9 protein-coding genes are annotated in these 12,522 nt (G+C 51.3%); 1 reads left to right on the top strand and 8 read right to left on the bottom strand.

The genetic code is table 11. The features are described from left to right. Positions 1-69 precede the first annotated feature (69 nt). From dapA to AC4QZR_RS09230, 7 genes are all read right to left on the bottom strand, one after another. Positions 70-939: a 4-hydroxy-tetrahydrodipicolinate synthase gene (gene dapA, locus AC4QZR_RS09260; RefSeq protein ID WP_494480651.1), complete on the bottom strand. Its 870-nt coding sequence runs from the start codon at positions 937-939 to the stop codon at positions 70-72. 225 nt (positions 940-1,164) lie between these two features. Continuing rightward, positions 1,165-1,899: a LytR/AlgR family response regulator transcription factor gene (locus tag AC4QZR_RS09255; RefSeq protein ID WP_494480650.1), complete on the bottom strand. Its 735-nt coding sequence runs from the start codon at positions 1,897-1,899 to the stop codon at positions 1,165-1,167. Between the two features lie 4 nt (positions 1,900-1,903). Then, positions 1,904-2,917 (bottom strand): sensor histidine kinase, encoded by a 1,014-nt coding sequence (locus AC4QZR_RS09250; RefSeq protein ID WP_494480649.1) that lies wholly within the window; start codon positions 2,915-2,917, stop codon positions 1,904-1,906. 414 nt (positions 2,918-3,331) lie between these two features. Continuing rightward, entirely contained in the window at positions 3,332-5,344 is a 2,013-nt protein-coding gene (gene ligA, locus AC4QZR_RS09245) for an NAD-dependent DNA ligase LigA (protein WP_494480648.1), read from the bottom strand. A 247-nt stretch (positions 5,345-5,591) separates the two neighbouring features. Beyond that, the gene (locus tag AC4QZR_RS09240; protein WP_494480647.1) at positions 5,592-6,086 is read right to left on the bottom strand and encodes a DUF4920 domain-containing protein; all 495 of its coding nucleotides are present in this window, start codon (positions 6,084-6,086) and stop codon (positions 5,592-5,594) included. Between the two features lie 122 nt (positions 6,087-6,208). Continuing rightward, positions 6,209-8,560, bottom strand: coding sequence for a patatin-like phospholipase family protein (locus tag AC4QZR_RS09235; protein ID WP_494480646.1), 2,352 nt, complete (start codon positions 8,558-8,560; stop codon positions 6,209-6,211). A gap of 13 nt (positions 8,561-8,573) precedes the next feature. Then, positions 8,574-9,137, bottom strand: coding sequence for a hypothetical protein (locus tag AC4QZR_RS09230; protein ID WP_494480645.1), 564 nt, complete (start codon positions 9,135-9,137; stop codon positions 8,574-8,576). 293 nt (positions 9,138-9,430) lie between these two features. Here AC4QZR_RS09230 and AC4QZR_RS09225 point away from each other — a divergent pair, with 293 nt between their 5' ends. Then, positions 9,431-10,057 (top strand): cytochrome c oxidase subunit 3, encoded by a 627-nt coding sequence (locus tag AC4QZR_RS09225; protein ID WP_253405978.1) that lies wholly within the window; start codon positions 9,431-9,433, stop codon positions 10,055-10,057. A gap of 4 nt (positions 10,058-10,061) precedes the next feature. On the opposite strand, the gene AC4QZR_RS09220 is transcribed toward AC4QZR_RS09225, so the two are convergent. Further along, the gene (locus AC4QZR_RS09220; protein WP_494480644.1) at positions 10,062-12,251 is read right to left on the bottom strand and encodes a T9SS type B sorting domain-containing protein; all 2,190 of its coding nucleotides are present in this window, start codon (positions 12,249-12,251) and stop codon (positions 10,062-10,064) included. Positions 12,252-12,522: the final 271 nt, after the last annotated feature.

Raw genomic sequence — 12,522 nt, 5'->3', positions numbered from 1 at the left:
TTCGAACAAAAAAGGAAGGCTGACCATCGCCAACCTTCCTGCTCTGTTTGCTATACCTTGCGCAGCTGACTACAGTTGCTTGTAAAGTCTGTCTTTGAGACCGGCAGAAGCCTCCACCAACGGAAGACGCACCGCGCCGCCGCATACGCCAAAGCGCTCCAGCAATGCTTTTACGCCCACCGGATTACTTTCTTCATACATCATCGGGTTGATATCCACGAAATCGAAAAGCAAGTCAGATGCTTCTTTGAATTGATTGGATAAGCCAAGACGGACCATGTTGCTGAATTTCTCAGGGAATGCGTTCGCTAGCACGGAAATCACGCCCACGGCACCGAAAGCGATCATCGGCAGCGTAAGCATATCGTCGCCACTGATCAGCAAAAAGTCGGCTGGCTTGTGCTTGGCAATGTACATGCACTGTTCCAGGTTGCCGGAAGCTTCTTTAATGCCAATAATGTTTTTATGAGCTGCTAATCGCACAGTGGTTTCGGCGGTCATGTTGCTGCCTGTGCGGCCCGGCACATTGTACAGGATCACCGGCACCGGACAGGCGTCGGCTATCTGGGTATAGTGCTGGATAATACCCTGTTGCGAAGGCTTGTTGTAGTAGGGACTCACCGAAAGCACGGCGGCTATACCTTCCAGGTCTGTTTTCTGGATCGCGTCGAGCACCTCCCGCGTGTTGTTGCCACCCAAACCGTATACCAGCGGTACACGGCCGTTGACATGCTTCTTTACGAAAGCCAGAATCTCGGTTTTCTCTTCAGTTGTAGTAGTCACGGACTCACCCGTGGTTCCGTTCACTACGAGGTACTCCACGCCACCTTCTATGGTGAAATCGAGCAACTGACGCAGCCCATCATAATCCACGTCCTGGTTGCTGGCAAAAGGCGTTACCAGGGCAACACCTGTTCCTTTAAATGTATCTTGTATCATGCGCTGTTTTTCTAAAGCACGAAGTTCGAATTATCCGATGGATTCTGCAAGTGTTGTGGCCTAGCACGACTTCTAGTGATTAGGGTAAATTTGTTTGACGAAAAAAGAAGATGGAATAGGTATAGCGTAAGCATTTTTCGAAAAGACCTTTATCCATTGTAGAGCAGTCCTTTGCACAATCATCTCTAAAGAAGTCGTGATACGCAAATGTGCAATGCAAAAAGCTTACTGTATATTATTTTCCTCCACCCAATGTAGGAAGTGGTCTTTGTATACCTCACCGATCGGGATTTCTTTGTTGCCGATGCGGATACGTCCTTTTTCGATGCTGTCGATCTTGTGCAGGGCCACGATAAAGGAGCGGTGTACGCGCATGAACTTTGACTCGGGTAGTTTTTCCATGGCCTTGTTCATGCTTAGGAGCGTGATGATCTTCTGGTCTTTGGTCTGGATAATGATGTAGTCTTTTAACCCCTCGATCCAGAGGATGTCGGCAAAGCCGACACGCACGGTCTTGTAATCGGCCTTCACGAACATGAAATCCTGCTCGGGTGCTTGTGGAGCAGGGGCGGTTACCTGAGCCTCCGGTGCTTTGTTGCTGCGCTGCAGACGTTCCTGCGCCTTGTTCACGGCCTTCAGAAAACGGTCGAAGGGAATCGGCTTGAGGAGGTAGTCCACGGCGTCGTGGTTAAAACCCTCCAGCGCATAATTTGGGTAGGCCGTCGTGAAGATGATCAGCGGCTGGTGTTTGAGTATGTTCAGAAACTGTATACCTGTCAGTTCAGGCATTTCAATGTCCAGAAACATCAGGTCGATCTGCTCTTGCTGCAATACCTGCATCGCCTCCGTGGCGCTGGAGCAGGTTTTCACAAGTTGAAGAAAAGGCAATTTGCTAACATAGCTCTCAATAATATCGAGGGCTAGCGGTTCGTCGTCAACGGCAAGGCAGCGGATGGTCATAGGTTTATTTTTTTGGTTGGAAATACAGTTTCAGCGAGGCAAAAAAAGTATCGTCTTTATCTTCTAGGTGAAGTTCGTGTTGGTGGGCGTAGAGCAAGTTAAGGCGTTGCTTTAGATTTTGCAAACCAATGCCGCCAAAGTCCTTTTTTTTGTGACTGCTGCTGTTGTTCACCGTCGAAAACTGCAGCCATTCGTCCGTCACGACCAGGTTGAGCGTGATGCCCACCTCGTTGCGACTCACCAGGCCGTGTTTGAAAGCATTCTCCACCAGCGTCATCAGCAGCATCGGGGCAATCTGTTTACCGCTTAGGTTACCTTCTACATTTAATCGGATGCTCGTTTGCTCGCGCAGGCGCAACTTCTGCAGGTCGATAAAATTCTGGATGTGCTCTACTTCCTTCTCTAGGCTCACCAGCGTATCATTGCTTTCATAGAGCATGTAGCGCATCAAGAGTGAGAGTTTCATGATGGCGTCCGGCGTTTCAGGCGACTGCTTGTAGGCCAGCGAGTAAATGTTGTTGAGCGTGTTGAAAAGAAAATGCGGATTCACCTGCGACTTCAGGAAATTTAGTTCAGCTGCCAGTTTCTGATTTTCCAGCTCTTTGTTGCGCCGCTCGTTGCGGATGTAGTTGCCGGTTACTTTCAGGGCCGAACTGATAAACACCACGATCAAACCGGCCAGCACATAGTTGAGAATGCGGTCCGAGGAGTAGAGCACCTTCATACCCGGGTTGAACTCCCGGAACACATAAAAGTCGAGCGGGGAGCGTACTAGCGCTACCACTGTGAGTGTGAGTAAAACAACCCCGAGGTAGGCAAAAATCCGGTTTTTGGCCAGAAACCGGGGAATCAGTACATACCAGTTGAGATAAAAGATCATCATGGCGAAGCTCAGGCCTACCAGCGAGTCAACCGCCTTGTTGAAAGTAAGGCCGCGCTGAAACTGAATGTAGAAGATCCAGGCCCCAAAAAATGCCCAGGCTGCCACGTGAATGGCTAATTTATACCGCTTCTTCATGGTAAATGGTGGTAGGGCTATCAAGTTCAAGGCTGTGTTGGGAATGGGTCGAGAATGCAAGAGTAATATCTGTCTTTTACTGAAGTTAAGCAATATTACGACGCGCTCATATAAACACAGCCATATACTATACGGAAGGGCAAGCCTGCCCCATCAATTCCGCTTTTTAAAAGATCAACCCTGAAAAGGAAGGGAAATGGTTGTTCGTATATCCTTTTCGGCTGTTCGTCTATTTCATTTTTATTTGTCCACTTAATTGACTCCATTTGCAGCATGCTTCCTGGCCTTCAAGCTGTGTCGGGAAGAAGGGCCTTGCGGTCTATCCCCAAGTTTAATTGTTTTATTGTTTGTTTGTAAATCAATAAGCGCCGGCCTCTTGTAGACCGGCGCTTATTTTTTTGTAGTATGTTCTGATTAGATACTCACCATACCTAAGAACTCGTCTTCGGAGAGGATGGTGATGCCGAGCTTGTTAGCTTTCTCGAGTTTGGAAGGTCCCATTTTATCGCCGGCTACCAGGTATGAGAGTTTGGCTGAAATAGAGCTCACCACCTTGCCACCATGGCTGACAATGATGCGCTGCAGCTCGTCGCGGCTCACGCTCTCAAATACTCCCGATATCACAAAAGTCTTGCCCTCCAGCTTGTCGCTTTCCATTTCAGGAACTGTCTTCTCACTTTTAAACTGCAGCCCAGCGACCTTCAGGCGTTCGATCAGTTGCTGGTGCTCAGGTCTACTGAAATACTGTATTAGCGACTGTGCAATACGGTCACCGATCTCATTCACTGCGATTAATTCTTCATACAGGGCACCACGCAGCGCTTCTATATCCGGGAATTGTTCGGCCAGTTTCCTGGCCACGGTGCTGCCCACATAGCGTATTCCCAGTGCAAAGAGCACGCGGTCGTAAGGCGTCTGCTTCGATTTTTCCAGGCTGTTGAGAATGTTGTTGGCCGACTTCTCGCCCATGCGCTCCAGGTTTACCAGATGCTCAAATTTAATGTCGTAGAGATCGGCCACGTTGTGCACCAGCCCGGCTTTGTACAACTGCTCGATGGTCTTCGGGCCGAGCTCGTCGATGTTCATGGCTTTGCGGGAGATAAAGTGCTCCAGCTTGGCCTGGATCTGCGGCGCGCAACCTTCCTCGTTCGGACAGTAAAAGTTTGCCTCGCCCTCGGCGCGCACCAGCTCGGAGCCGCAGGCCGGGCAGTGGGTCGGGTAAACGATGGGCATGGAGTCGGCAGGGCGCTGACTGATTTCTATACCCGTGATCTTAGGTATAATTTCGCCGCCTTTTTCTACGTGCACAATATCACCCAAGCGTAAGTCGAGGCGCTGGATCTCGTTGGCATTGTGTACCGAGGCGCGTTTCACGACTGTTCCGGCCAACAGCACGGGCTCCATGATGGCGACAGGTGTAACAGCTCCGGTGCGGCCGATCTGGTACTGTATGTCGAGCAGGCGGCTCATCGCGCTCATGGCCGGGTACTTGTAGGCAATTGCCCAGCGCGGGCTTTTAGAGGTATAGCCGAGCTCTTCCTGCAGGGCATAGCTGTTCACTTTCACCACCACGCCGTCGGTGGCGATGGGCAGTTCGTGGCGTTTCTGTTCCCACTCGTTGATGTAGTCGAGTACCGTGTCGATGGAGCTGCATTTACGCCAGGTATCCGATACCTTGAAGCCCCATTTCTGAATGGCCTGCAGACTTTCGGAGTGTGTGTCAAACGGACTGGAGGAGCTCATGAAACCATAGGAAAAACAACCTAACTTGCGGCTGGCAACAATGGCCGAGTCCTGCTGCTTGAGCGTGCCGGAAGCGGCATTGCGTGGATTGGCTAAGAGCTGTTCCCCTGCTTCTTCGCGGTCGGCATTGAGTTGCTCAAACACCTGCAGGGGCAGAAAGACCTCGCCACGTACCTCAAAGCTATCCGGGTAATCTTTGCCGTGTACCTGCAGCGGAATATCCCGGATCGTACGCACGTTAGCGGTGATATCATCGCCCCTGGTACCGTCGCCGCGGGTGGCCCCCTGCACAAACTCGCCGTTCTCGTAGGTCAGACTGATGGCCACGCCGTCGAACTTCTGCTCGCACACATACTCCACTTCGTCCCCCACTATCTTGCGCACACGCTTGTCAAACTCGCGCAGGTCTTCCTCCGAGTAAGTGTTGCTGAGCGAAAGCATCGGGGATTTGTGGTATACCGTCTTGAAACTCTTCGTTACAGTGCCGCCCACGCGCTGGGTAGGGGAGTTAGGAAGGCGTAGCTCCGGGTGCTGCTGCTCCAGTTTCTGCAGGCGCTCGAGCATCATGTCAAACTCGTAGTCAGAGACTTCGGAGACGCTGTTCTGGTAGTATTGGTAGTTGAGGTAGTTTATGCGTTGGGTGAGCTCCTGAATCTCAGTGGCCGGATCGTGTGCTAAGTCCATAGGGTATTTTGTTTGGTCTGTAAAAATACAGAACGGACCGCAGCTTGCCAAGATACATCAGCGCCTATACCTGCGAAGATGCCTGATAAATTACAAGTCGGAGTTTTATGTATCAGACAACCTGGCACATTGCGTCTGGCGGGAGGCAAGGCGGTTTGATCAGGTATAGGGAAGGTATAGCAGTGGAAAACAAAGCGGCTGTTCTTCCGGAAAAACAGCCGCTCAGGTATAGGTATAGCGTAATCGCCTATTTCAGTTTCACGCCATCGGCCACGAAGCGCAACTCTTCTCTTGGCTCGGTGATGGCGGCAATCTCCTCAGCAGACTTCCCTGCATCCTCGGCAAAATGGCGCTGGTCGTCTACCGAGATCACTTCATGCTTGGCTATACCTGTAAACACGGCCGTTTTGCCAGATAGATCTTCTATAGGCAGGAAAAAACCGTAGTCACGGAAAGTCACTTTCATCGTGCTGCCATCTTCCAGTTTCACATCCATCCAGCAACCCTTTGACTGGCAGCTTTCCGCAATTTCAGCAGCAACGGTGGCCTGTATGGAATCATTGCCACTAACAGCTTGCTGCAATTGACTAGCTGAGAGTACGTTTTGCTCTTCGAAAGAAGCGCCAAATGCGTTAGTTTCAGCAACAGTTTCAGTGGTTTCCTGAGCTTCGGTTGTGGCGTTATTTTGTGAGCAGGCCTGCAGCACAGCGGCAGTCAATAGCAGTGCAAATAGTTTTTTCATGGAGGTATAGACTTTTCGTGATTTCAAATATAGAGATTATCCACTAAGTGCAAAAGTATAACGAACCGTTCCTGTCAAAAAGCAGGTATACGCCGCCAAACAGATTATAAAGCCCTGCCCACTTACTCCAGCGCTCGGTTCTGAAACAGCAGGAATCCCAGGTGAAAAAGCACGCCCCATTCCTTGGACTTATCGTTGTAATAATTCAGGCTCAGCGCAGCCGGACCCAGTATGCCGTGGTAGACGACAGCTGCCGTGGCAGCCACACCTGTGCCAGTGAGTTTTTTTCCGTAATAGGCCTGCTGTCTGTCATTTTGCAGGATCGGCCGGTAGGGCTGGAACAGGTAACCCTCTGTACGAGCCTCCAGCCGGGGAGTGATCAGGTAGACGTATTGCAAGCCTCCGGCCACAAATTCATGTGCACGGAAGCGATCGAGGAACAGCGTACGGCTATCTGAAAGCGGATGAAAGGCCGGTGCCATGGTGAGGGTAGAGCGGTAATTGCTGAAAAAGGGCTGCGTCGAGATCACGCCTTCGAGCCTGTAGCCGAACCGGTGACTGCCATTGCCCAGAAAGTTCTCATAAAGAAGGCGACCATAAAACCAGCTATGATCCGCTGAAAGGTTCTGGGATTCAATAGACGTTGAACCGGGCCTATACCTTTCCGTTGCGTTTACCATACGGCCTGTTACTGCAAACGAGCGCCCGCCGGAAGGATATTGCTTTCGGTTGAGCCTCCCGCGTCTAAAAGTAGCGCCCACCGTCAGCCCGCTCATGGCGGTGCGGTCAAGGGTGTCAGAACGCTGGATCTCCAGGCGGTTGCTATACCTGTCGATGTGTTGCGCATAGGCTGCGCTGAGTACCAGCCTGCCTTTATAAGTGTTGGTAAAGCCCAGGTTGAGGCCAAAATTACGGTCGGTCTGCTCCAGTAGCGGCAGATTGTTGCGCTCCAGCAGCAAACCGGTGGTGGAAAGAAAATTCCAGTGATTGAACGTGAAGGCAGGCTCAATGTAGTAAGGCAGACTGGCAGGTACGTCGATGCGGGTGCGAAGCTGAGCGCCCTGGTAAAACCGGCCCGTCTGGAAGCTTCCGGCAAAGGTATAGAGCTGCCGACCAAGCACGCTGTACTCCATGCCGGCGTAAATGTTGTCGATTGGGCGCGAAGCGATAACGCCTCCCAACGCTATTTTCAGGCCGTCTTCTTTTTTCACATTCAGGAGCAGGTCGTAGGTCTTCCCCTTAGCATCGTAGCGCATGGTCGGGTACAAGTTGCGGAAATTGTCGATCGCGGCCAGGCGGTAGTAGCCGGTTTTTACATCCTGCATGGTATAGCCTTCTTCCTGCTCGCTCCTGAAAAAGCGTTGCACAAAGTCCTGCTGGTTTTTTTTCAGCCCCTGAATTTCCACCTTGCGAAATGCATGTGGCTCAAATCCTCCTCTGAATTTCTCCCGCTTGGACCCAAGCACCTCGGCACTCACCCTGCGCTTTATTTTTCCCTGAATCTGATCCATGTTGTCACTCGTCACCTTATACCCAGCCGCGAAAAAGTCCTCTACATTTTTGAAATCCAGCGAATTGAGGTTGCCCAGGTCAGGCTGCAGGTATATGTCCTTATCTGTCAGGGCTGTGGAGTCTGAGTTTGACATCATGGCGTAGAGCAGGGTATAGGCCAGGTCAAAGTCATCGTTGTCGTAGGGATACTCACTGTACGTTTTAGAAGATACGTTCACCCCGATGATGATGTCCGGGTTAAAGTCTTTGCGGGCGACATCCACCGGAAAGTTGTTGTACAGACCACCGTCAAACAAGAGTCGCTTCTCAATTCGGATAGGCTTGTAGAAGAGCGGTACCGTGAGTGTGGCCCGCACGGCGTCTGCCAACTGTCCTTTGCGTAGAATGACCTGCTGCTGCGTGAAGATGTCAGCCGCAACGCAGCGGTAAGGCACCATCAGCTTGTCGAAGTCGTAGCCGGCGTGCGCAGCAGGCTGGGAGAGGAGCTGCGCAAGGGCAAAATTAAGCGAAGCATCGTTCACCAGGTTGGAAGTGAGCTTGGCCTGGAAAGCCGAGTCAAGCGCCACATGCAGCTTGAGCAGGGCAGGGTTGGGGTCAGGCGACGCAAAGTTATAGGTATAGTTCTGCTCCGGCTTGCCGGTGGCCCAAGCCTGAAAAGCTTCGGTATGGATCAGGTACTCGATTTCGGCCGGAGAGTAGCCGGCCGCGTACAACGCCCCCACAATGCCACCCATGGAGGTGCCCACGATGTAGTCGATCGGGATGTTGTTTTCTTCCAGGGCTTTGAGAACACCCACATGCGCTATACCTTTTGCACCGCCACCGCTGAGCACGAGCGCCACTTTTTGGGCATAGCTCACCCTGGACCCGCTGAGCAGCAGGATGAGCAGGAGCAGGTAGGTGCGGGTGTTTCGGTATACCTGTATGTGTAAAAGATGGCGGGCAGCCTGCAATAGGCGCATAATTTGTGTTTTATCAGTTTCTAAGGTCAGCCCAGCGCGCGCTGTGTATCGTGAACAGCATGCGCCCCGTCAGCCTGGACGTGTAGCGGGCAGGTACCCGCAGGCGCAGATCCTGAAGCATCAGTTCAAAACTAGTGCTGAAGGTGATCGCGTTTCGATCAGGTGTGAAAGTGACCGGAATAACCATTTCCTTGATGATACCTTGTATGTTAACGAAAACCCTGCTGTTGAGCGTCTGTCTGTTTCTGTTCCTGGCATTGATCTGTTCAATCGGCGCTTCGATCTCAATATACAGCTCTGGGTAACGGGATGCAAAAAAGATGTCCTGCACCATGGCTACCGGACTTGAATCGTTAGCTGGCAGCAGGTTTTCAATGGGCAGGAGGCACTCTATTTTGCGGGTATTCTGATCGTAGCGCACCAGCATCTTGATTGACTGATAATCGTAGGTGCTTTGCTCCCCCTCCAGGCTGATCTGCATGCTGTTATTGGCCGTGTAAGGCGTCCGGTTCTGCTGGGCTTGCACCGGTAAGGCTATCAGTAAAAAGCAAAGTACAGGCAGTAGAAATTTAATCATAATGGGGCATGTAGTAGCGTGTACTCCTGCTAACGCAAATCAAGGGTGAAAGGTAAAGTAGCGGCTAAGCTTTTATGCAAGGAAGCTTTCCTGAAATAAGCTGCATGCTGTCCTTCACAGGTCAAAACTGTCCCAAGTGATAAGTAAGACCGGTAAATCTTATTTTTTGTGAGGCATTTACAAAACTATAACACCCACTAGTTGGTATACAGAATAAGATAAATTACCCGCAATTCAATTGAATAGAGGAGGCCCGTAGCCATAAGCCGGGAATGCTCGGGGGATGACTCGACATGAACCAGGACAGAAAGAATAAGGTAGGCGCACGCCAGGGCTCAGCGTTTGGCAAGATCGAGCATCTGCACCCGATCCGGATGCTGCTATACCTGAGTATGGTCGGTATTGGCGTGCTGTTCTTTGTGCTGGTGGTGGCTTTTGTTCGGACAGGCGGTTTCGGCAGCGAACAATTCTCGCTTCCAAAGTTCTTCAGCGTCAGTACCCTTATCCTGCTTTTCAGCAGCTATACCATCAGCAAGGTTCCCCGCATCTACAAAAAAGACAAGCTCCGCAAAATGACGCGCTACCTGGCTTTTACTTTCATGCTGGGAGTAGCCTTTATCGGGGCACAGATTCTGGGCTGGCGCGAACTGACACTATCCGGTGCTTACTTTACCGGCAAGGCCTCGGGAAGCTACCTATATCTGATCACAGCGCTGCACCTGCTGCACTTGCTGGGCGGTATGATTTTTTTGGCTTTCCTGCTCATCAAAACGGCCCACATGGCTAACGATGGGGTGCGCAGCCTGATCTTCATCCGCGACCCATACCGCCGCCTGCAGCTAGCCATGCTCAACACTTACTGGCACTTCCTGGGAGCCCTTTGGCTCATGCTATACCTGGTGATCCTCTTTATGGCCTAAGCCACTAGCGCACCAGCGTCACGGAGCCCCTGAACTTATCTGCTCCGTAATCGATCACGTAGTAATACACGCCGTCATTGACGTCCTTGCCATCCCACTTAAAGTTGTGGGCTGTGCTTGAGAACACCTCTTTGCCCCAGCGGTTATAGATGCGGATGTGCTGGAAAGTACTTGTGCAGACGTCTGCCGGCATACCCGGAATCTCAAAGAAATCATTCAGGCCATCGGCGTTTGGCGTAAAAATATTGGGCGGTATGAAATTCTTGTAATCGGGCACCTTTACCTTAAACTCCATGGTGATCTGCTGCAAAGGGGAAGGAGCACAGGCATCTTCCTGTAAGATAAAATCAACCCGTAACACACCCTGCTGAAAGGCATCGCAGTTGGCCGTCCAGTTAAACTTGCCTGTAGCTGTACCAGGTCCACCGGTGGACGTAAAGACCATGCCCAAACTGGCCAGTTCGAAATTCTCGCCCCGTGCCTGCATGCTCAGCAGGTGTTTGTCCAGGTCGGTGCCCGTAAAATTAGCCTCAAAAGGCTCATTCAGATCCAACTCAAACACCAGTACCTGCTTGTCTGTTGTGAGCACCGGCGGCTGATTCGGATAGTCCGTCCTGACCTCGATAACTTCTGTCTTTGTCAACTCTTTTCCGCATACCAAAGACGTGGCCGTGAATTCAATTTGATAGGAATCCTGCCGGAGCGTTTCGCAGTCAATCAGCCAACGGAAAGGGGACTGTACCTGCCCGATGCCACTGCTGTTTCGGAAATTGATCGGCACAGAATTGATATCGAAGTTCAGCCCTTTAGCAGAAATAGTCACCTCATCGTTGTCGGCGTCAAAGCCGAGCACGTTGAAGTCAATCACATCGCCTTCCATGACAGTATACACCTTGTCAGGACGAGAGAGCTGGATGGAGGGCGGTTCGTTGGGGATGGGGTCAATGACGAAACTCACCTGCAGTGTATCCTGCCTCGGCAGGCTGCAGCCATTGTCTTTTACGATCAGGTTCAGTTTAAAGACCTGGCCCTCCGTGTCGAAACACTCATCAAAGCAGACATTAGCTGTTAGCGATTCCTGTCCTCCTGGAGTGTTTACTACGCCGGTGGTAGTGCCGGTGAAGGTATAGAGGTCGCTGCTGAAATTAGCAGGGCGTGCATAGAGCGTAATCCTGGAGTTAGGGTCCGGGTCTGTGAACTCCACGTTCAGGCAGCGGGCATCAGCCGGGCTGATCCGGATTACCTCGCCTTGTTTGTAGTTGGGGCTCTGGCCGTTTACTTTTGCTTGTACAACCGGGCTTTCGTTACGCGGACAGTCTTTTACAAGAAGCTGAAAGTCTCGTCGAACCTCCCCGAGCTTCACACCGCCTCGGTATTCCTGCACGCGCACAGCAAACACGAAGAGGCCTACGCGGTCCGGCCTTACTGTTAGTCTACCCGTCTGCTTTTCAATAATGATCGGTGGAGATCCCTGTATCTGATTGTCGCGGTTATATCCGGGTAGCCATCTGACCTCGGGGTATGGCGCAGGCCTTGCGATCGGGGCGGCATTGGTCGGATCTGCTGTGGCATAGCCATTCAGTGGGGTCACCATGTCGTACACCAGGGAGTCGCCGTCAGCATCAGTACCGCTAAAATCGTAGTAAAACAGTTCATTGGCGCAGGCATAGTCGCTCAGCGGTGGAAACAGGCGGGGAGAGGAATTGACAAACTGCGTTCCGTTTTTGGTGACAGGTGGAAACTCCATGTAGAAAACCTGTCCGGCAGCATCTGGCATCACAATGTTGTTGATCGTGCGGTTGCGGCAGCAGCGCTCCCAGGCCATGTAGTAGCCCTGCTGGTTGTTGAACATGTTAGGGGACAAGACAACATCCTGTGAGTACACAATGCGGCGGGTGCGCAGCTCCCCGATCGTGCAGGCGATATCGGTGTAGTTCACAAAGGTATCACTACGCAGGGGCAGCTGCACGTCCATCATAAAGCGGTTGTTTCCCTTATCGAAGATCCGGATATTGGCAGAGGGGTCCCGGGCACCTGGTGTGCCGTTCACATCATCAAAATAGAGATTCATCGTGATGCGGTAGGTATAGCCTGAGCGATGCTCTATCTCTAGTTCGCCGCCAACAATATGCGAGGCTGTAGCATGCAGGCAAACCATCAGGAGGCACATCAAAAGAAGTAAAGCGTGTTTCATGTAAGGCGGCGTTTTGGGGTTTCCTTCAAATTCCGGTAATACAGTACTGGTAGTGGGGTATAAGTTACATGAAATCCTGAAACTTCGCTATATAGCCCAAAACTTTATAGTTATAGTAGCCAACATTCGGATTATTTTTGCGTTATATGGCTTCTGGGAATCGGCTTAATATTTCAATCGCGAGTAAAAATATTACTGTTTTTACGTAGCCAAAACAATCCACGACAATTGAAGTTATAAGCAAACACAGAATTTTTTGGTCCCCTTCAAA

The organism is Pontibacter sp. YIM B11418 (assembly GCF_059278805.1).
Note: the sequence above shows the minus strand (reverse complement) of the source record. Positions and strands in the feature narration are given on the sequence as shown.